The sequence below is a fragment of the Paenibacillus sp. OK003 genome (genome assembly GCF_900109515.1).
Taxonomy (GTDB): Bacteria; Bacillota; Bacilli; order Paenibacillales; family Paenibacillaceae; genus Paenibacillus; species Paenibacillus marchantiae.
The window spans coordinates 1-20,587 of record NZ_FOBD01000023.1; the positions used below are offsets into that span (position 1 = coordinate 1).

The following is a 20,587-nucleotide window of genomic DNA, read 5'->3' on the forward strand; positions in this document are numbered from 1 at the left end:
GGGCCCTTAGCTCAGTTGGTTAGAGCGCACCTCTGATAAGGGTGAGGCCGGTGGTTCGAGTCCACCAGGGCCCACCATATAAGTTTTAAACCACAGTGTATGGGGCCATAGCTCAGCTGGGAGAGCGCCTGCCTTGCAAGCAGGAGGTCAGCGGTTCGATCCCGCTTGGCTCCACCATTCCCTGATAGCTCAGTTGGTAGAGCACTCGACTGTTAATCGAGTTGTCACAGGTTCGAGTCCTGTTCGGGGAGCCATTAAGGCCCGTTGGTCAAGGGGTTAAGACACCTCCCTTTCACGGAGGTAACAGGGGTTCGAATCCCCTACGGGTCATAGCTATGTTTATTAGCTTAAAATGGGATGAGAATCCCAAAGGTTCGTCGGAGGATAAACTTCGTTAGCAATGGCTTCGCAGTCTCGAACGAAGTGAGAGTATCCCCTACGGGTCATATATATGGAGGCTTAGCTCAGCTGGGAGAGCATCTGCCTTACAAGCAGAGGGTCGGGGGTTCGATCCCCTCAGCCTCCACCATATAGATTTCTGAATAACGACGCGGGGTGGAGCAGCCCGGTAGCTCGTCGGGCTCATAACCCGAAGGCCGCAGGTTCAAATCCTGCCCCCGCAATTAACCTTTCTTTCAAGAAAGTGATCTGGAACCGTGGTGTAGTTGGCCTAACATGCCTGCCTGTCACGCAGGAGATCGCGGGTTCGAATCCCGTCGGTTCCGCCATTTTTACTCAAGCAACATTTTACACCGTGCCGGTGTAGCTCAACTGGTAGAGCAACTGACTTGTAATCAGTAGGTTGGGGGTTCAAGTCCTCTCGCCGGCACCATTTATTGCATTTACCTCTGAATTTATAATAGAATGTATATTGTAGTTTCAGATGGGAATACTGAGATACTCTCAGCGAATGTAAGGGATAGCTTATGGCGATCGTGGCGAAGTGGTTAACGCACCGGTTTGTGGATCCGGCATTCGGGGGTTCAATTCCCCTCGATCGCCCCATGTTTTCTTAATGGGGATTAGCCAAGCGGTAAGGCAACGGACTTTGACTCCGTCATGCATAGGTTCAAATCCTATATCCCCAGCCATTTTAGTTTTAATTTGAGTCATTAGCTCAGTTGGTAGAGCACCTGACTTTTAATCAGGGTGTCGAAGGTTCGAGCCCTTCATGACTCACCATTATATTTTGCGGTCGTGGCGGAATTGGCAGACGCGCACGGTTCAGGTCCGTGTGGGCTAACCCCCGTGGAGGTTCGAGTCCTCTCGACCGCACCAACTATTTTGCGGAAGTGGCTCAGCGGTAGAGCATCGCCTTGCCAAGGCGAGGGTCGCGGGTTCGATTCCCGTCTTCCGCTCCAATATTTGCGCCCTTAGCTCAGCTGGATAGAGCGTTTGACTACGAATCAAAAGGCCGGGAGTTCGAATCTCTCAGGGCGCGCCATTATTTTCATAAGTATCGGGATGTAGCTCAGCTTGGTAGAGCACCTGGTTTGGGACCAGGGGGTCGCATGTTCAAATCGTGTCATCCCGATTTTTATATGCGGGTGTAGTTCAATGGTAGAACTTTAGCCTTCCAAGCTAATAGCGTGGGTTCGATTCCCATCACCCGCTTCATGGTAACATCAAAGAGAGCTCTTGCTTATTGCAAGGGCTCTTTTTGATATAGTAATCTTAAATAAGAAAATAGTGGGAGGACTTATGAAAAATAAAATAGAAACGCCAAAGATTCCCCTGGAACTCGAAGACTTATCGTTAAATTTAGAAGCATGGGAGAGTAAAGAAGAAATCAAACATGGACGATTTACCAATATCTCTATTGAGAATCAGAGCGCCAGCAGGGTTTCATTCGATAAAGTGGTCTTTGAGAACGTGATCTTTAGCCAGTCCTCTCTACCGGAAGTTGAACTTACTGATGTGATTTTTGATAAATGTGATTTATCCAATATGGACTTTAACGGTTCTTTCCTCCACCGGATAGAATTTAGAAACTGTAAATTGCTTGGTACCAATTTTTCAAATAGCAGGCTCCAAAATGTAAGCTTTCAGGGCTGTGTAGCTGACCTTTCTTTATTTCGATTCTCCAAGTTTAAACAGGTGAAGTACACAGAATGTTCTCTGGTGAGTGGCGATTTCTTTCAAGCTACAGCCCAAAAACTGGAGTTTTCTGAATGCAATATAGACCAAGCTCTTTTGTCGGGTGTAAAGCTTAAGGGAGTGGACCTTAGTGACTGTAGCTTTGAAAGGTTAAATGTAGATATTGAGGATCTGGACGGGTGTATCATCTCAGATGCTCAGGCCGCCTCTTTTGTTGGGTTATTGGGCTTAATTGTGAAGTAGGTTTGATTATGCGAGTGATCTTTGTTTAATTGAAGAGATCAATGAATGTACAATATCATGCTTTCACTTAAAAAAGGAGGCGTATTATGAAAAGGGCTCTCGTTATTGGAGGAAATGGAACATTAGGCAAAGCTGTTGTTGCGAAGCTTCAGGAATATTCCGTTGAGGTCATTACAGCCGGCAGGCAATCCGGGGACTACCAGGTGGATATGACCTCGACAGAGAGTATTACAACCCTCTTTGAAACGGTGACTAATATTGATTATGTCATTGTTGCAGCAGGCCAGACCCATTATGCGAAGTTGGAGGAGCTGACCCCTGAGAACAACATGATTAGTGTGCAGGGGAAATTACTTGGTCAAGTGAACATCGTCTTGATTGGACAGCATTACATCAACGATAAGGGAAGTTTTACGCTGGTCAGTGGCATTATACAGGACCATCCTATTCTGAAGGGCGCGTCCAGTGCTATGGTTAACGGTGCAATCGATTCGTTTGCCAAAGCAGCAGCGTATGAGTTACCGCGAGGTATACGTCTGAATTCGGTTAGTCCTAACCTGTTTGTTGAATCCGCAGAGAAATATAAGGGTGTGTTTATCGGATTTAATCCGGTGCCGGTGGAGCGGGTCACCAATACGTTTATCCAGAGTGCCCTTGGGATCGAAACAGCCCAAACCTTTAAAATATACTAACTGTAAGGAATATTAAATAAAGGAGATCGACAGAAAGTTCCTGTTGATCTCCTTTTGTTTTGGATGAAAAGGGATGTAGGCTTGAATGGGCAGATAAATCAAGCTTATCGTTGTATTAAGTGATACGGTCAATGAAGGGTAACGGGCATGTTCCGTTTCGTTTCATTAATAACAAAGATATGCCCATTTTCCCCGTTGTCCCATAAACCGCTAGATACCATACTTAGACTCATACGTATGGATAGCCACAACCAATTAGTATCTTTCCAAGATAAGCTGAGTTTTCAGGCCATCGGCAGGAATGAGCCAGTTTTTGTTTTCCAGCACTTGCATCAGTTGAGTACGCAGTCCAGAAACAGCTGTAGAATCTGCTGTTTTGAAAGAGATCTCAACGATATTCTCTACACCTGTGCCTGCTGCGTTGCGAATTGGCCATACTTCAAGGGTGAGTTCCTGTCCATTCCATGTGCCTTCATAACGTTGGAACGTTACCGGGCCGTAGGCACGGGATGCCGTGAGTTGTTGTTTACCCCAGTTGGAGGAGGACCAGTTTTTTAATTTGCCAGGCAGCTTGTCCAATAACATGCTCAAGGCTTCCTGCTGTGATGGAAGTTGTACGCCTGTAGCGTTGGTATCCACCTTTTTCGTGTTGGAGAAGCTCAATGTTTGTTTGCCATATCCCCAGTCAATTTCAGCCTCGTAGTTATCATCTGACGCATTAAATCCCTCTTGGTTAGCCAGAGTCAACGCCGCATTAACATCACCATTGATGACAGGATAGCGCTTTTTATAAGTCAGTTCATAATTGTTCTTGTCATCCTTCTTCCGAAAACGGACATCCCATCCTGCTTGATTCAGATTGAGTGCGTTAGTGTCGAAATACTCTGCGCTAATGTTTCTTGCTGTGGCGTTCAAGCCAAGTGTCTGAATGACTTCACTGCGTGGTGTCCCATCTGTGTTCAAAACCAGCTCCGGCTTAGCCAGGAACTTCACTTCATAAGCAGGAACGGCGTTGGCTGCTGCAGAAGCCTGCGGTGCTTCCAGAAACGTCAGTCCACTTCCCAATGTCACGATGCTCAGCATGAATGAGGCGGTTACCTTTTTCCATTTTTTCAAAACCAATCACTCCCTAGGCTGGATTAACGTACAGACCCACTTTATCGTCCGAGTATATGAAAGCGATTAAATAGAAGGACTCGTTGCGTTAACCCTGCATAGATTTGATGAATGCCAAGCGATAATTTATATGGGATTGCGGGATCATGAATTAAAAAGAGAGAGGCTGTGGCTCATGTCCCGCAGTACTTCCTTGAAGCGGTTGACCTGGACGGAAGGATGACGATCCTTGTTGTGGACGGTGTAAATATGCCGCGGAGCCTGCTCACCTGGAATGGGTAGGACCTTGATCAGTCCGTGCTGCTCTTCCCACTGTACGGCCATTCGTGACATGAACGAGATATGACCGCCGAGTAGAACCAACTGTTTGATCGCTTCCAGAGAGTCCATCTCAACGGTGCTTCGCAGACGTATATCATGTTGCTCCAGCCATTGGTTCGTTAAACGTCGAGTGCTGGATTCATCCCCATGCAGTGCAAAAGGAACCTGTGACATATGCTCAGGTTTCAGCACATCCCTCTGAGCCAAGGCATGCTGTGGAGAGCAGATTAATACCAGATCGTCTTCACACAACGTCTCTGCTTGCAGCACCGGCCCTACAAACGGCTCGGAAGAGATCACACCCAGATCAATCTGGTGACGGATCAACATTTCGCGAATAACGGGTGAAGGTTTGACCGATAACATAATTCGAATACCGGGGAATTCCTGAGAAAATGCATTCAAAATAGGTGGCAGCAGATACGTGGCTGGTACATAGCTCGCTCCAATGTGCAGGGTGCCCCGATAGAGGCTGTCATATTCCTGTACTACTCTGCGCGCCTCCTGGGTCAGGGCATTGATTTTGACGGAATAGTGTAAAAGGGCTTGTCCAGCCTCGGTGAGAAATGTCTTTCCACTACGCGATTCGAATAATCGCACCCCCATCTCTTCCTCCAGAGACTTCATATGAAAGGTAACAGTAGGCTGCTTGATGCCGAGAAGCTCGGCCACGCTTGTCATATGATGATGCTTATCAATGAGTTCAACAATTTGAAGTTTAATCAGGTTCAACGAATCCAACACTCCTCTCACTTATACAGGGCCTCCATAATATAAGATGAATTAATGCTTTTTTTCATAAAGACGGAGAGTACAGGACCAATCTGAAGAAGCGGAGCGTTCGCCTTTATCCCCTGATTTCTCCCTTTGTAAAGGGAATCAAGGAAATCTGGGGATAACAGCGATCGGAAGATGGTGCTGTAATCGGAGTAGCAAAATGAAAAATTCATTTTAATCACCTTATATAGATTTAATCTATGAAGATCAACAGAATTCATCTAAAAAGTTAATTCCAATTTTACATTTCTAACATACAACTCGCGAAAGCGGACGTTAGACTGAGAACAGTACAAGAAGACAGGCAGGGATGCTTATGAAAATGGAAATTAGGGGAATTCAAAAATCATTCAATCGTACTCCCGCGCTGCTGCCCACGGATTTAACACTTCAGCATGGACAGTTTACGACGCTGCTCGGCCCATCCGGCTGTGGTAAAACGACGTTGCTGCGCATGCTGGCGGGGCTGGAGCAACCGGATGCGGGAGAAATCGTCGCGGATGGCAAGAGTTTCTACTCGGCGACGAAGCGAATAGATGTACCGACACATAAGCGTAATCTGGGCATGGTGTTTCAGGATTTTGCATTATGGCCGCATATGACTGTATACGAAAATGTGGCGTTCGGCTTGAAAGCCGGAAAGCAAAAATTGGATCTGCGCCAGAAGGTGACCGAAGCACTAAGCATGGTTCGCCTGCAAGGCATGGAGGATCGTTATCCTCATCAGCTGTCGGGAGGACAGCAGCAACGGGTTGCTTTTGCCAGAGCGGTAGCAGTAAGACCGGGGATTATCCTGTTCGATGAGCCACTAAGTGCACTGGATGCCGTGCTGCGAGAAGAGATGCGAATTGAGATGATGTCATTGGTACGGGATATGGGACTTACAGCGTTGTACGTCACCCATGATCAGGTTGAGGCGATGTCGATGTCCGATGAGATTGTGGTGATGGAGAAGGGGCGGATACTGCAAAAGGGAACCCCGGAAACGATCTACGCATCGCCAAGCGATCCCTTTGTTGCTTCGTTTATCGGAAAGTCCAACTGGCTTACGCCTAATCAGTCCATGGTGAGACCGGAACATGTCTCCTGGAGCAAAACAGGTCATGACGATCTGGGTTATCAGGCGGTAGTGCTCAGCGTCAGTTATGTAGGAGAGCGTTATGAAATTCGGGTGCAGATGGAGGGACTGGGTGTATGGACAGCCTACCTTGATCGAAGAGTACGCGTAGGGGAGAAGGTTCAGCTCTATGTAGCCCCGGAGCGGATCTGCAGAATGAATGGACAAGACACTCCGATTGTGAAGCCGAGAGAGTTCATCGCAGCAGCCAACTGATCATGATGAGCATACAGCGTGAGTTTGCAGAAATGTGAATACAAATATAATCAGAAACCAAGGGAGATGGAATGAAAATGTTGGGTATGAAAACACGGAAAAGAAGCGCAATGCTGTTATTATCAGCGGTAATGAGCATCAGTTTGTTCGGATGCAGCACAGGTAATTCAACTACCGGGAATGCGGGTCAAGCTGCTGGGGAAGGCAGTGCGGCTACTGCATCGGCGGAAACAACAAAACCAGCCGGCGGTAAGCTGGTATTGTACAGTGCAGGACCTCAGAAGCTGGCGGATAATATCATCAGCGGATTTACAGCCAAGACGGGCATTGAAGTGGAGATGTTCCAGGGTACGACAGGCAAAATTCTGGCTCGCATGGAAGCTGAGAAATCCAATCCGGTAGCGGACGTGGTTATTCTAGCCTCCCTGCCTTCAGCACAAGCACTGAAAGCAGATGGTCTGACACTCCCATATCCTGATGCGGAGAATGCAGACAAGCTGAACAAGGACTGGTCAGATGCCGACGGCAACTATTTTAGCTCCAGTGCTTCGGCACTTGGAATTGTCTACAATACGAAGCTGGTGTCCACGCCACCTACCAGTTGGGCTGAGCTGGCAACACCCGCCTGGAAAGATGTTGTGAACATTCCTGATCCTACACTGTCCGGTTCTGCACTGGACTTCATTACGGGATACCTGAGTGTGAATGGAGATAAGGGCTGGGACTTGCTGGAAAGCTACAAAGCGAATGGTGTTGCGATGGCAGGAGCGAATCAGGAAGCACTTGACCCGGTTATTACTGGAGCGAAGAGCATCGTAGCAGCAGGTGTGGACTACATGGCGTATTCCTCCAAAGCCAAAGGTGAACCGCTGGACATCGTATATCCAGAGGAAGGGACTGTAATCAGTCCAAGACCGGCAGCGATTCTGAAATCGAGTCAGAATGTGGAGAATGCCAAGGCGTTTATCGACTACCTGTTGTCTGATGAGGCACAAAAGCTCGTTGCAGATGCTTACCTGATTCCGGGTCGTGAAGACATCGAGGCGACTAACCGGGCAAATCTGAAAGATATCCCGCAGCTTAAAGTGGATTGGAACTGGATGAGTGAACACGGAGATGAGACAGCGGCACGTTTCTCCGAGACTTTTAAATAAGCATAGTGTTATGACCTAACGATTGAGTAACTAGAGCAACTAGAGTGAAGAGACGATTGTTTTGTGGAAGTCATGTGAGGTGAAATCGTAGTGAAACCTGGTGTAATAGACAACAACCGTATTTTTCGGAGAGTGGGCGTGTTTCTGGCCCTCTTTCTGCTGACGATAAGCATTGGTGTACCGCTCTTGCTGATTTTCTGGGAAAGTGTGTATCCAGACGGGCAGTGGGATTGGATGGCTCCGATTCGGACCATTACCGGGCAGCATTTATCCGGGGTGCTGCTGAATTCCGTCTGGCTGGGGATCTGCGTGGTAGCTGTAACAACGCTGCTGGCATTGCCACTGGCGTGGATGATGGCGAAGACCCGCATGGGTCATCATCGCTGGGTGGACGTAATCCTGATGATTCCGTTCATGACCCCGCCGTATATCGGCTCCATGGGATGGATTCTGTTTATGCAAAAAGGGGGATACCTGCAGCAATGGGTGCCCTCCGCTGCGAGCTGGAGTGAGTTGTTCTTCAGCTTCTGGGGCATGGTGCTCATTATGAGCCTGCATCTGTTCCCTTTCCTATATCTATTGCTTCGGGATGCCATCATTCGCATTGGAGGCAACCTAGAAGAAGCGGGAGCGGTGCACGGGGGACGTGCGGGATATCGATTCAGACGCATTATTTTGCCACTGCTGTTGTCTTCCTATGGCATGGGGATCATGCTCGTCTTTGTCAAAACGATTGCGGAATTCGGAACACCGGCCACCTTCGGGCGCCGTATCGGTTATTATGTCATGACATCTGAGATTCACAAGTATATCTCCAGTTGGCCGATTGATTTTGGCAAGGCAACCTCGCTTGCATCGGTGCTGCTGTCGGTCTGTCTGGTGATGTGGTACATGCAGTCTGCCATGAGTCGGAAGTTCACGTACCGTCTGGTAGGGGGCAAAGGGCAGCGATCCAAACGATACTCCCTACGCGGCGGAGCGGGTTGGTTGTGTGGGTTGTATCTCGCGTTGCTGCTGATTCTGTCGGTGGGCATTCCGTATTTCTCCATTATTGCTGCTTCGACCATGAAGCTGCGCGGCGCGGGATTGTCCTTCGACAATCTGACGCTGGATCATTACCGGGAATTGCTGTCCTGGGGATCGGTCAGTATGAAAGCAATCGGGAACAGTCTGGGGCTTTCACTGGTAGCTTCGACGGTTGCGGTTATTATCGGTACAGGTTTTGCACTGACGATTGGTAAATCGTCTTCCTTTATGCAGCGTGTCATTGACCTGTTCAGTCTGCTGCCGAATACGGTGCCTGGCATTGTCATGGTGGTGGGTCTCATCCTGTTCTGGAATTCACCATGGATGCCGTTCACCCTGTACAACTCGTACGGAATGGTTGTTCTGACGTATGTGGTGCTCTTCCTGCCGTACACGGTGCAGTATGTCAAATCAAGCTTCACCCAGATCGACGGAACGTTGTTCCAGGCGGGTCAGGTCTTTGGCGGAAGACCGTTGTATATTCTGCGGCGCATTCTTCTACCACTGATCATTCCCGGCATGTTGGCCGGGTGGATGATGACATTCACCATTGCCACCCGGGAGCTGGTGGGATCACTGTTGATTTTGCCTCCATCGATGCAGACATCGGCTACGTATATTTTTGCTCAATTTGAACAAGGTCAGGTTTCATTGGGAATGGCGATGGCCGTGGTTACTGTCGTTATGACGGTACTGATGTTGCTCGGCATTGAAGTTCTGAATTCGAAGAGAAAGTGGAATGCATCATGATCAAACTGAAGGTATGGGGCGGCGCCGGGGAACACGGGCGCTCTGCCTATCTCCTTAGAGGGAGCAGGGTTCAACTTTTGCTGGATTGTGGCGTGAAAAAAGAAGGAGCCGGCGAGTATCCATTGATTGAACCGGAAATCGTTAAAGAGCTTGATGTGGTTCTGCTGTCTCACGCCCATGAGGATCATTCTGTTGCTATTCCGTTGCTCTATAGGATGGGATATCAGGGTGAAGTATGGACGACGCGGGAAACCAGAGAGCAATCGGATACCTACTTCAGAGCTTGGCGAAGAAATATGGAGAGGGCAGGACACACCCTCCCATACGAAGAAGGTGATGAACAATTGATTCGCTACCGATTTCTGGAGGACGAAGCCGAAGGTGGAACCTGGTTTGAAATGGTCCCTGGCGTTTCGGTGGTGTGGGGGCGCAGTGGACACCTTGCAGGATCGGTATGGTTCGGGCTGGAAATGGAGGATAAGCGGATATTTTATTCCGGTGATTATACCTCCGAATCCATGCTTTTGCAGGAGGATTGTCCAGCGGATGTATTCTGGCAGACAAGGGTACCACGTAGCAGGCGTGGATTCGATACTCCGGTTATTCAACGTTGGAAAACGGATATACGAACTGCCGTGAATGATGGGCATGTCTTGGCAGGAGAGCCATCCGCATCGCAGACTCTCCCCTTTGCTGCATCCGAAGGGGTATTACGATCCCATGTATCAGCAGGGAGAACTGTGGAGCAAGGGGATTCCTATGCCGTATCCAAGGGAGTCGAAATGAACCAAGCATCTTCATCCGGCCTGCTCGATTTGGTGATTATGGATGCTGCCTATGGAACAGATCGCGATACGCAGGCCAACAAGCTGGAACAGCTGGAACAGGCCATTCAGGAGACGATTGTTCGGGGTGGAAAGGTGCTAATGCCTATGCCCTCAGTGGGTCGGGGTCAGGAAATCATGCTGTGGGCACAGCAGCAGTTCCCGGACGTTCCAATTGTAGTGGAACAAGGGCTGGTGGACGGTCTGAAGCAGCTTTTGCGTGCGCCATATTGGCTAAAGGAAGAGGGCGCCGAAGAACAGGTAGTGGGTTCTGTGAAGGAAGCGATTGGGCGTTTTCTGAGGGGTCATGGATGGAAGATGCCTGTGACAAAGGAAGAGCGAGAGCGGCTACTGCATCAACATGCTGCCTCTTTGTGGTTCATTCCGGACGGAATGATGCAGTCCTCTCTTGCTCGCTGGTACTATAGCCAGTTTGCGGACGATGAACATAATCTGGTACTGCTCACGGGGCATGTCTCTGCTGGGACCTATGCTTACAGGCTGTTGCAGAATCCTGCGAAACACGGAGCGTGCGAGGTACGGAAAATTCGTTATAAGGTGCATCAGGGATGGAAGGATGTCGAGAGAATGCTGCATCAGATTCCTGCGAGGCATACGGTACTTGTGCATGCGGAACGGGCAGAGACGGATAAACTGAGAGAAGGCTTGCTCAGAGAAAAATCGGCTTCGGGGAAAGGGATTTTGCATTCGCTATCTCCTGGAGATGAGCTGTATCTGTAAGTTGAATTGGATAAAGATTGGATCTTTGTAGGACGTCCCTGGGGACGTCTTTTTGAATGTGGATTTTTAATAAAAAAAAGCATGATGAGAAGTTATGCTTCTCATCATGCATGGGAGATGATTCAAGGGGAGAATCATCTGGAAATCATCCGGTGTCTTTTAAAATTAGATTAGGGCTCGCGCTGAATAGGATGCTCCAGCTCTGAGTGGCCCATCAAGCTATCCACGGCTTCACCGTCTACCAATATATCAATACTTTCGACTTCATCATATTGAAACATTGTCTGGGTCAGTGCATCCAATGCAAGCAGCTCGCCACTGGTTCCCAATTTGGCCTCATCCGGAATATGAACATCCAAAGTGACTTTGCCCTCACCGTACTGTAGGGAGAGCAATTCGACTTTTTCCCAGAGGGATACGAGCTCCGAATCGGTATTGTTTTGTAAAGCTTCAAATGTTTTTTTGTATTTCTCGGAATCGTCTTTGTATTCAATTTCCTGCTCTTTTTTCTCAAGTTCCAGTACCTGGGCGTCTGCGAAATACACTTCAACCGCTTGTGTGTTCATTGTGCCCAGATCCACCTTTGTTTCGGATGGGTTTGGTGACTGTCCCCCCTGAACAGCAGGTTCGGCCGATCCGGATTCACTGACTGGCTTCTGAGCACAACCAATGCCAACTATCATTAAGAAGCATAAGACGAGTGCACATCCCAATTTCGTTTTCAATGGATCACATCCTCCAGCATATTTACATCATTTTTTATTATTTAATTTATACCCAGATATTCCTTAATCCCATCTGCTATCGCTTGCGCGGCTTTCATCTGAACGACATCGGACGACATCAGTTCTTCATCTATAACATTACTCAGGAATCCCACTTCCAAAAGTACTGCAGCCATGGTCGTATCTCTGATCACTTCCAAGTTGCCATTTTTCACACCGCGGTCTTTGAGTCCCATGGCTTTAACTAAACGTTGATGAATAATATTGGCTAATTCCTTGCTGCTGCTGCGTTGATAGTAGAACGTCTCTGTACCTGTCGCCTGGGGCGAGGACTCCACATTATTGCCATGGATAGATACAAATACATCCGCATTTAATTGATTGGCGAGTCGAACACGCTCCGGGCGAGTGGGATAAGTATCCCCGTCACGAGTCATCACCAATTCGATATCCGGTTCATTGAGAAGCAATGCTTGTACTTTGAGAGCTAATGCCAGATTGTATTCTTTCTCGGGTTTGTTGGTAATGCTGGTTGTGCCTGGATCTTTACCCCCATGGCCTGGGTCGATGACAACGACCTTGCGTCCTGAATCGCCTACAGGAGTTACAGGAACGGGTGTGACATTATCTCCCGAAACATTCAGATCGATAATTAGTTTATCGGCAATGATGTTCTGGCTGTACTGTACATCCTTCACCTGATTCAATTCAACGACAATTCGAACTTGACCAGGGTCTTGTTTAAAAAGAGAATATCTAACTTCCGTTACATTGGGGTATGCGTCCACATCCAATTTGCCATTCATGTTTTGATTCAACGGTTGCGGTAGATCACCAAACACTGCTCCGGGCAGATCCACGACCAATCGATCGGGATTCTTCAAAGTCGTCATCACGGGTTTGGATTCGCCATCCATAGACACGACGAGCTGATTGTTGGCAAATTGGATATCGGTAACATGTGTTAGTGCTGCTGGGTTACCGTTTCCTGAACCATCGCTCGGCTCAACATTGGGCACTTTACTGGTGTCGGTGTTGATTAAGTATACAATCTTCTCCTTGTTGTTCCATTTCACGTTGAGACCCATTTGTTCACTGACAAATCGAATGGGTACCACCGTGGTGTTATTTAAAATGAGTGGGGCTGTGTTCAAGGTAACTTGCTTGTCAGCAACCACGGCTTGCTTTTGATCAACGGTTAAAGAAATCGTCTTGTCATTTTGCTGGATCTTTACATTACGTGTATGTTGATTCCAATCCACTTTGAATTTCAAATTTTCGGCAACAACACGAATCGGAATCATAACATTCTTATTCACGATGGTCACCTGAACGTCACTTGGGAGGATTAATTCCTCGCCGTCCAAGAAGATTTTCGACGTGCTTGCAGCGGCATTCCCCTGATGAGGGAGTAAAACCAGCAAGAACAGACTCAAAAACAGGAGTAAAATCGTTTTTTTCATTATTTGCACCTCTACTATTTATCGTTACTGTGTGGGATACTTATCCAGCTTGAACCATTCGGCAAACTCATTACGGCTAATTTTCTTAACAGGCTTCACCTTGTTACTCTCTGTGCTGTACCTATAAAGTATCATCTGATCAGATGGGTACTCACTGATGTAATCCAGTATTTTTCCGTTTTTTTGCCACAGAATCAGATTGGTACTAATATAATTGGTTGCCCTTGGCAGGTATATAAAGCTCTCTTTCTGAACATTGTAGATGGCTAGTGAGCTCTTGGAGGGATCTCCGTAAGAGAAAGCTATCTGATCTTCGTTGGGTGCCCAGCTATAGGTGGCAATGGTTTCTATGTTTTTCTTGCCTGCTTGTTTCAATTGTTCATTTAATTCCGTCACGTCACCCGTTTGAAGGTTAAGCAGCATCAGCGTGTTTCCTGAGCTACGTTTTGCGTTTACAGCAAGCCATGTATTGGAGTTGGAGGCAACAACACTTGTGATATCGAGCCAATTGTCCTCCAGATTACTCGTTTCAATTGTATGTTTCTGATCCCCCTTGGAGACGACAATGGATTGAATGACGTTTTGTTCAAATGTGGGCATACCTTCCAGCTTCACTGTAGTAGCGGTTAAAGTAATATTTCCTCCTTTCCAGATGATTTTGTTGGTGCTGTTGTTCCTTTTAAACGGTTTGATGCTTGAATAAATGGAAGGAGTTACAGAAGGCGCATTAACGGAACGTTGTGAAATTTGTTCTGGTGTGGCTGGTCTGGTACCAACTATGAATGACGATGTAGTCGTCAATCCCCCCAGTAATAAAACAGTTGAAAACCAAATAGCAGCGTTGTTCATCTGGGTATCTCCTTCCGCTGGTGACAGTTTATAACCCTCAACATGTCGATTCCAAAATATACCTTCGTTATATAAACGGTAAAATTGTAAAAATGTTTCTTTTTTGATCGTTATTTATCTATTTTTATTCAATTGAAAAATATTTACACTAGTCACTACGCGGTCAGAACAACCTTCCGATCGCTGTTATCCCCAGATTTTTTCGATTCCTTTTAGAAAGGGAAAATCCGGGGATAAAGGCGAACGCTTTGCTTCTTCAGGTTATTTCTGCCCTCTCCGTTATCGTGTGAATTGTTTAGTTTAGTCTAAATATTCATATTACAAAAAACATCTTGTGAGCATTCCAGTTCGGACAAAGAATCGCTATGGTTGGAAGGGTGTAATTAAATTTCATAAAATATTTGACTTGTAAAATTTTATATCATATACTTGGTGAAATTATGGCAGGATGACGTGTTCATCGGGGCTGGCGGGAGGTTGTGAATGGATGGATACAGGCAGCTATCCGATGTGGGAGCAATATCGCGTGAAACGGGAGCATTACATCATTGGACTGATGTCAGGCACGTCCCTCGACGGGACGGATGCGGCATTGGTGCGTATTCTGACAGATGACAGCGGGGCATTGCAAAAGATCGATCTGGTTGACTTCGTCTGCGTACCTTACTCCAATGAATTGAGAGAAGTGCTGATTCGACTATGTTCACCGGAGACGGCACGTGTGGATGAGCTGACGGCTGCACATTTTGGCGTATCGGAGTGGTATGCTCACAGTGTCAGTGAGCTTATTCGATCCTCAGGAATCTCATCCGGGCAGGTGGATGCGATCAGCATGCACGGACAGACCGTATGGCACGCACCTGTAGCTTCGGCTTTTCCAGGGCCAGTAGGCGAGAGTCTTCCAGTGGTGTCCACGTTGCAGATTGGCGAAAGCGCCGTTGTACGTGAACGAACGGGCCTGCCAGTGATCGGCAATTTGCGGGCACGGGATATGGCGGCTGGCGGGGAGGGGGCGCCCCTTACCCCTTACGCCGATGCGTTGATGTTCCGCAGCCCGGAGGAAGGACGACTGGTGCAAAATATCGGCGGTATTGGCAACGTTACGGTGCTGCCATCAGCGTCTTCTAATGAAGGTATCTCGGCTTTTGATACGGGACCTGGCAATATGGTGATGGACGCGATCGTACGCCAGGCGACGGGAGGGCGGCAGCACTATGATCCGAATGGAAGCATCGCCGCACAAGGAAAGTTCAATCAGGATCTGGTAGATCTGTGTTTGGACGATACCTATTTCAAAAGGCTGCCTCCCAAGAGCACCGGACGTGAAGTGTACGGTGCGGCATATGCAGCACGCTTGATGGAGATGGCCGCAGCGCGTTCCTTATCCCTTGAAGATACGCTGGCTACTGCCACCTGTCTGACCGCGGAGACGATCGTGCGAGCAGTGAAGGATTTTATCCTGCCCAAGGTGCACATCTCGGCCATGCTCGCCTGCGGTGGTGGCACTTCCAATGCCACGTTAATGGAGATGATCCGTCAGAGACTCCCGGAAGACATCCGTTTGGAGCGAACAGCGGACTATGGTATACCGGATGATGCCCGTGAAGCGATTGGATTTGCCCTCCTTGGCCATGAGGCACTCATGGGCAGAACGAACACGCTCCCGGCAGTAACCGGCGCAAAACACGCCGTCATATCGGGCAACCTGACACTGTAGTGCAGCAAGGCTTTTGAATGAGTTGCATATGCAAGGGCGTGTAATCAATTAGACTCTATTGGAATTATAGGATAAAATGCTTGTACATGAAGGCAGTACGGAAAGGAGGAGCGGATGGAAGGCATGAAAGGTGGACTTGTACGTTTACGCGCATTAATGGATGACTTGACTCCGTCAGAACGGAAGATCGGAGCTTACATTCTCGATCATCCTCAAGAGACGGTTCAGTCCTCGGTGGCACAGCTGTCTGAACGGAGCGGTGGCAGCCCGGCTGCCATTATCCGTCTCTGCAAATCACTGGGTGTAACGGGTTTTCAGGAGCTGAAGCTGAAGATTGCCGGAGATTTGCAGACAGGTGAACAATACCAATATACGGAGATTCGTCCCCAGGACTCCATGGAGAGCATTATTCAGCATGTGTCCGCAAACAATATTCAATCGGTGAAGGATACCGTTCATATTTTGGACCCGCGTCTGGTGGAAAAGGCAGTGGATGTGCTCCATCGGGCGAATCGGATCTTTTTCTACGGGGTGGGGGCCTCCAACCTGATTGCGCTGGATGCACACTACAAGTTCATGCGAATCAATCGCACCAGCTTTTCGTTCGCCGATCCGCATATGCAGATTTCGTCCGCCACGACGCTTCGCGAAGATGATGCGGTGGTATGCATCTCGTATTCAGGGGAGACTTCGAACGTGATTTCCTGTCTGAAGCATGCTCGTGAAGGCGGCGCTGCAACGATTAGCATTACCAAGTGGGGGAGCAATACGCTCAGCAGTCTGGCGGATGTGCCCCTGATGATTACTTCCACCGAAAGCGATATCCGAAGCGGAGCAACTTCGTCACGGATTGCACAGCTAAACGTAATCGACATTTTGTATCTGGCGATTGCCAGCCGCGACTACAACCAGTCGGTGGAGTATTTGGAGAAGAGCCGGCAGGCTATTCTGGAGCATAAGTGAAGTAGAACCTATGAATCCCTTTCTGTTTACACAGGAAGGGATTTTTTTGACGGATTATATCCGTTTTTATAATAAAAAAATTATAAAAAAAGCCCAGACTAATGTCGGGCTCCTCTCTTTCAACCTCTAGAAATACCCCTGTACGGCTCAGGAAGGCCCCACAATGGCGGCGCGGACAAATCCGTCAGCCAGATCCAGTCTTCGCTGAGCTTCCACGGCGTCCACGCCTGCCATCAGCATGACGATTGCCGTTTTTACATGACCGTCTGCACCGGCAAAAGCCTGTTCAATGTCCGCTTCGTTCGCTCCGGTTGCCAGATGGATCATGCGTTTGGCCCGATGGACAAGTTTTTCATTCGAAGGGTTCAGATCGACCATGAAATTACGGTAAACCTTGCCCAGACGAATCATAGCAGTAGTGGTGAGCATGTTCAGAATCATTTTCTGGGCGCTGCCGGCCTTCATACGTGTTGAACCCATGACAACCTCTGGGCCGACAACAGCCTCGATGCTCACATCAGCCAAAAGGGTCATCGGCGTACCTGCGTTGTTACTCAGGCTGATCACCGTAGCTCCGATCTCTTTGGCGTGTCTCATCGCACCCAGCACATACGGCGTCCGGCCACTGGCTGCAATGCCAACCACGACATCGTTTTCGTCTATTCCATGTTCATCAAGGTCTGCGGCTCCCAATTCCTCGCTATCCTCAGCACCTTCAACCGGGTCCTTCACTGCCCTGAATCCTCCTGCAATAATACCCTGCACCATGGAGGGAGGGGTTCCGTAAGTAGGAGGGCATTCCGAAGCGTCAAGTATTCCCAATCGTCCACTGGTACCTGCACCTACATAAAATAGCCTGCCGCCAGATTGAAAGGCCTCCAAGATCAGGTCCGCCGCTTGGGCAATGACCGGAATCAGGGGCTGAATGAGCTCCGCAATCCGTTGATCTTCCTTATTAATTAGCTCCATAATTTCTGCCGAAGGCAATTCATCTATATGATCCGTTAGTGGATTGGGTTGTTCCGTTAGTAGTGAGTTCAGCATGTGATTCATCCGTGTGGCCTCCTTCTCTCTTTTAAAGTGATTCGTTCAGGGAACAACGTTTTCTTGCGAGTTGTGCTGCACCAATCGCTGGAGCAGGGGCATCTTCACGATATACAAAGTCCAACTCTTCATAATATCCCGATAACTTCTGGATAAATGTAGTTCGGAAAAGCGCAGCGTATCGAAACAATGATCCGGACAGGACAACCTGAGTGGATGCAAATTCGGGATGACGGGCAATCAGCGCCTTGGCGGTATCCGCCAATTGTGCGGCCTCATCGATGATCAGTGCCCGCGCGGCCTCATCCCCGGATTCAGCTGCTTCTATAGCAAGGCGGGCGATGGATGCGGTCTCGGTTTTACCCCAGTCTGTCTGGTACACCCGTGTCTTTAGCTCCGAGATATCCTGAAGTTTTAGTTGCTTTAGAAGAAGCGGGGTTAAAAGGGTGGGAGGGAGAACACCGTCATAGCTCTGCATCACCACTTGGAGTGCACGCTGCCCAATACGATAGCCGCTCCCCTCATCTCCGAGCAGATGACCCCAGCCTCCTGCACGGTATTGCTCTCCTTTCAGCGTAAACCCGTACACGATGGACCCTGTTCCAGAGATGCACAATACACCGTGAGTATGTCCGAGAGTGGCCATCAGAGCAATCTCTCCTTCGGATACAACCCAGACTGGACAGCCCTCTGATCCCCGTCGATTGCGGCTCTTCATATAGTTATTTACTGTGTCGGCTATAAGTTGCCGTTCTTGGATCGTATCTACACCTGACATGCCGAGGCATATACCTTCACAATTTGTCGATAAATCACTTTTTAGATTAAATAGCTGTTCCAGCACTCGTTGCAGTTCGGAAAGGGCCTGTTCCAGTGGTACGCTGTGAGGATTCGTGGGACCGCCGCTGAGCCGGGCGAGAATTTCGCCAGATTCAGAAATGATTGCTGCATCAGTATTGGTACCGCCTCCATCTACGCCTACATATACTCGCAAAGTGGCTCACCTCGTTTGCTTGAGTTTTCTTTTCACATAGTATAGAGGCATAAAATGAAAAAGTAAAATTAAATTTTATAATAAAAAATAATGTTGAATTTTTATTTCATAGCTCATATAATGAACTCAATCTACAATTTTGGAAGGAATTAATACTGTTAATGTCAACTAAGTTGACGTTAATATTGCATTTAAGAGATTAATCCTGCGTACGTTCAGGTCTAATCCATAAGGGAGGTGCATTTTCCTTACTGCCACGCTCAATAATCTGTTAAGTCGTTTAAGGATGGATGATTTCAAAAGGGGTAGCATGGTTAGGCAATGCAATTATCGGGAGACGACACGCGAAGGAGATGAAGGGATGAAAAAGAAGGGTCTGGTATGGGCAATGTTGTTGATGATGGTCTGGGTTACTGCCTGCGGGAATAGCGGGGGTGATGCTTCAGATGATCCCAATGCGGAAGATACGGTGACCGTATGGACTTATCCAGTACATGGGACATATGAAGATGAACTGAAGGATCTGATCGTTGATTTCAATAAAGAACACCCGAACATTACCGTGAAGACGGAAATGCTCTCCTGGGCGGAAGGGCCCAAAAAATTCGATGTCGCTTTGAACGCGGGCAACCCGCCGGATCTTTACTTTCATAGTGTAGACGGCACATATGTGAATACGGGATTGGCACTTGAGCTGGACAGCTACCTGACACCTGAGATCAAGGATGACTATCTGCCAGGTACGCTTGAATTAGGCCAGATCCAAGGGAAACAGTACGGAATGCCGTTGTATCAATTCCAATGGGCATGGGGTGGCAACAAACGCATTCTCGAGGAATCGGGTATTGACTGGAAATCCATTCAGCAAAATGGCTGGACTTGGTCCGAATTCAACGCTGCCGCAGCCAAGCTGACCAAAACGCTGGATAGCGGGGCTAAACAATATGCACTGGTTACCGACGGAACCTCGCTTGATTTCATTGAAATGTTGTCCCGAAACAACGGCATGATTGACGTTCTCGATAAAGCTGGCACATTCCAATGGAATGATGGCCGCATTCTGGATACTCTCTCTTTTATCAAAAATCTGATGGATCAAGGTTATATGCCGAAGGAAACGGCTGCTCTTGCTCCAGCAAAACGGACGGATATGTTCTACGCGGGTGAAACGGCGATCATCTCTAAAGCGATTCCTTATTATGATGTGATGATCCAGAACCGCAACAAGGATATTGATGACGGCAAGGTACAAGGGGAGAAAATTGATTTTGTCCTGCTGCCTGTACCGCATAATGATGATCAACCTGCGGCAACAACGATGGGTGGCGAAGGGTATGTAGCCTTCAAACAGAAGAAGGACAAAGGTGAACAGCATGCCAAAAATACGTTGCTGGTTATGGAGGCACTCAGTGGTGCCAAAGCAGGGAACTCGGCCAATGAACTGGCGCTTCCATTCGTAAGACAATCCCAGGTGGATCTGTTTAAAGGAAAAGAACTTGGTCAACCGGATAATCTGGCTGCTGCAAAAGTCATGGCAGAGAATATAGCTATGCCGGTTGTATTGGAACTGGATATCGACAAAGCATCACAGCAAAAACAATTCAAGGAACAAGTTGTGAAGCCTAACATTCAGGCGCTGTTCTCGGGTGAGAAGACACCGGAGCAGATCGCAGAAGACTTCAAGAACAAAGGCCAGCAGATGTTTGGACAATAACTCGGACCATACAACATAACGCAAAACCACACTGATTAGGAGAG

Annotated in this window: 16 protein-coding genes and 16 tRNA genes; 25 read left to right on the plus strand and 7 right to left on the minus strand. The window is 48.1% G+C overall.

The annotated features are described in order from the left end of the window. The 18 genes from BMW94_RS26370 (at window position 1) to BMW94_RS26455 (ending at window position 3,032) form a co-directional block, all read left to right on the plus strand. Window positions 1-77: transfer RNA gene (locus tag BMW94_RS26370), tRNA-Ile, on the plus strand. A gap of 24 nt (window positions 78-101) precedes the next feature. After that, window positions 102-177, plus strand: a tRNA-Ala gene (locus BMW94_RS26375). A gap of 1 nt (window position 178) precedes the next feature. Continuing rightward, a tRNA-Asn gene (locus BMW94_RS26380) sits at window positions 179-254 on the plus strand. A 4-nt stretch (window positions 255-258) separates the two neighbouring features. Beyond that, window positions 259-330 (plus strand) — tRNA-Glu (locus BMW94_RS26385). Between the two features lie 123 nt (window positions 331-453). Continuing rightward, window positions 454-529 (plus strand) — tRNA-Val (locus BMW94_RS26390). A 20-nt stretch (window positions 530-549) separates the two neighbouring features. Beyond that, window positions 550-623: transfer RNA gene (locus BMW94_RS26395), tRNA-Met, on the plus strand. A gap of 27 nt (window positions 624-650) precedes the next feature. Continuing rightward, window positions 651-728: transfer RNA gene (locus tag BMW94_RS26400), tRNA-Asp, on the plus strand. A gap of 28 nt (window positions 729-756) precedes the next feature. Next, window positions 757-832 (plus strand) — tRNA-Thr (locus BMW94_RS26405). 97 nt (window positions 833-929) lie between these two features. Further along, window positions 930-1,005 (plus strand) — tRNA-His (locus tag BMW94_RS26410). A gap of 11 nt (window positions 1,006-1,016) precedes the next feature. After that, window positions 1,017-1,091 (plus strand) — tRNA-Gln (locus tag BMW94_RS26415). A 15-nt stretch (window positions 1,092-1,106) separates the two neighbouring features. After that, window positions 1,107-1,182, plus strand: a tRNA-Lys gene (locus BMW94_RS26420). 9 nt (window positions 1,183-1,191) lie between these two features. After that, window positions 1,192-1,278: transfer RNA gene (locus BMW94_RS26425), tRNA-Leu, on the plus strand. A gap of 8 nt (window positions 1,279-1,286) precedes the next feature. After that, window positions 1,287-1,361 (plus strand) — tRNA-Gly (locus tag BMW94_RS26430). 6 nt (window positions 1,362-1,367) lie between these two features. Then, window positions 1,368-1,444, plus strand: a tRNA-Arg gene (locus tag BMW94_RS26435). Between the two features lie 16 nt (window positions 1,445-1,460). After that, window positions 1,461-1,534 (plus strand) — tRNA-Pro (locus tag BMW94_RS26440). 9 nt (window positions 1,535-1,543) lie between these two features. Next, window positions 1,544-1,614, plus strand: a tRNA-Gly gene (locus BMW94_RS26445). 87 nt (window positions 1,615-1,701) lie between these two features. After that, window positions 1,702-2,340 carry a pentapeptide repeat-containing protein gene (locus tag BMW94_RS26450; protein WP_091001728.1) on the plus strand — a complete coding sequence of 213 codons (639 nt, stop codon included), beginning with the start codon at window positions 1,702-1,704 and terminating at the stop codon, window positions 2,338-2,340. A gap of 86 nt (window positions 2,341-2,426) precedes the next feature. Next, the gene (locus BMW94_RS26455) at window positions 2,427-3,032 is read left to right on the plus strand and encodes a short chain dehydrogenase (protein ID WP_091001729.1); all 606 of its coding nucleotides are present in this window, start codon (window positions 2,427-2,429) and stop codon (window positions 3,030-3,032) included. Between the two features lie 255 nt (window positions 3,033-3,287). Here BMW94_RS26455 and BMW94_RS26460 read toward each other — a convergent pair whose 3' ends face one another. Continuing rightward, window positions 3,288-4,148 (minus strand): CYTH domain-containing protein, encoded by an 861-nt coding sequence (locus BMW94_RS26460; protein WP_091001730.1) that lies wholly within the window; start codon window positions 4,146-4,148, stop codon window positions 3,288-3,290. Between the two features lie 144 nt (window positions 4,149-4,292). After that, entirely contained in the window at window positions 4,293-5,201 is a 909-nt protein-coding gene (locus tag BMW94_RS26465; RefSeq protein WP_091001775.1) for a LysR family transcriptional regulator, read from the minus strand. Window positions 5,202-5,562: 361 nt separating this feature from the next. Between BMW94_RS26465 and BMW94_RS26475 the strand changes: the two genes are divergently transcribed. The 4 genes from BMW94_RS26475 (at window position 5,563) to BMW94_RS30785 (ending at window position 11,074) form a co-directional block, all read left to right on the plus strand. Then, a complete protein-coding gene (locus BMW94_RS26475) occupies window positions 5,563-6,579 on the plus strand; it encodes an ABC transporter ATP-binding protein (RefSeq protein ID WP_091001776.1) in 1,017 nt (338 codons plus the stop codon). A gap of 77 nt (window positions 6,580-6,656) precedes the next feature. Beyond that, complete coding sequence (locus tag BMW94_RS26480; protein ID WP_091001732.1) at window positions 6,657-7,733, plus strand: ABC transporter substrate-binding protein; 1,077 nt, start codon at window positions 6,657-6,659, stop codon at window positions 7,731-7,733. A 90-nt stretch (window positions 7,734-7,823) separates the two neighbouring features. Then, window positions 7,824-9,509 carry an ABC transporter permease gene (locus tag BMW94_RS26485; RefSeq protein WP_091001733.1) on the plus strand — a complete coding sequence of 562 codons (1,686 nt, stop codon included), beginning with the start codon at window positions 7,824-7,826 and terminating at the stop codon, window positions 9,507-9,509. Continuing rightward, window positions 9,506-11,074, plus strand: coding sequence for an MBL fold metallo-hydrolase (locus BMW94_RS30785; protein ID WP_254790380.1), 1,569 nt, complete (start codon window positions 9,506-9,508; stop codon window positions 11,072-11,074). Before BMW94_RS26485 ends, BMW94_RS30785 begins: the two co-directional genes overlap by 4 nt. Window positions 11,075-11,244: 170 nt before the next feature. On the opposite strand, the gene BMW94_RS26495 is transcribed toward BMW94_RS30785, so the two are convergent. The 3 genes from BMW94_RS26495 to BMW94_RS26505 are packed head-to-tail and all read right to left on the minus strand — an operon-like array spanning window position 11,245 to window position 14,111. After that, window positions 11,245-11,799, minus strand: a complete 555-nt coding sequence (locus BMW94_RS26495; RefSeq protein ID WP_091001734.1) for a GerMN domain-containing protein — start codon at window positions 11,797-11,799, stop codon at window positions 11,245-11,247. Between the two features lie 41 nt (window positions 11,800-11,840). After that, complete coding sequence (locus tag BMW94_RS26500; protein WP_091001735.1) at window positions 11,841-13,262, minus strand: N-acetylmuramoyl-L-alanine amidase family protein; 1,422 nt, start codon at window positions 13,260-13,262, stop codon at window positions 11,841-11,843. A 24-nt stretch (window positions 13,263-13,286) separates the two neighbouring features. Continuing rightward, a complete protein-coding gene (locus BMW94_RS26505) occupies window positions 13,287-14,111 on the minus strand; it encodes a hypothetical protein (protein ID WP_091001736.1) in 825 nt (274 codons plus the stop codon). A gap of 487 nt (window positions 14,112-14,598) precedes the next feature. Between BMW94_RS26505 and BMW94_RS26510 the strand changes: the two genes are divergently transcribed. Beyond that, window positions 14,599-15,828 (plus strand): anhydro-N-acetylmuramic acid kinase, encoded by a 1,230-nt coding sequence (locus BMW94_RS26510; RefSeq protein ID WP_091001737.1) that lies wholly within the window; start codon window positions 14,599-14,601, stop codon window positions 15,826-15,828. Between the two features lie 123 nt (window positions 15,829-15,951). Beyond that, entirely contained in the window at window positions 15,952-16,791 is an 840-nt protein-coding gene (locus tag BMW94_RS26515; protein ID WP_091001778.1) for a MurR/RpiR family transcriptional regulator, read from the plus strand. 147 nt (window positions 16,792-16,938) lie between these two features. On the opposite strand, the gene murQ is transcribed toward BMW94_RS26515, so the two are convergent. Next, window positions 16,939-17,844, minus strand: coding sequence for an N-acetylmuramic acid 6-phosphate etherase (murQ, locus tag BMW94_RS26520; RefSeq protein WP_079695902.1), 906 nt, complete (start codon window positions 17,842-17,844; stop codon window positions 16,939-16,941). A 22-nt stretch (window positions 17,845-17,866) separates the two neighbouring features. After that, a complete protein-coding gene (locus BMW94_RS26525; protein ID WP_091001738.1) occupies window positions 17,867-18,829 on the minus strand; it encodes an N-acetylglucosamine kinase in 963 nt (320 codons plus the stop codon). Between the two features lie 361 nt (window positions 18,830-19,190). Here BMW94_RS26525 and BMW94_RS26530 point away from each other — a divergent pair, with 361 nt between their 5' ends. Then, entirely contained in the window at window positions 19,191-20,543 is a 1,353-nt protein-coding gene (locus BMW94_RS26530; protein ID WP_091001739.1) for an ABC transporter substrate-binding protein, read from the plus strand. The last annotated feature ends 44 nt before the right edge of the window (window positions 20,544-20,587 follow it).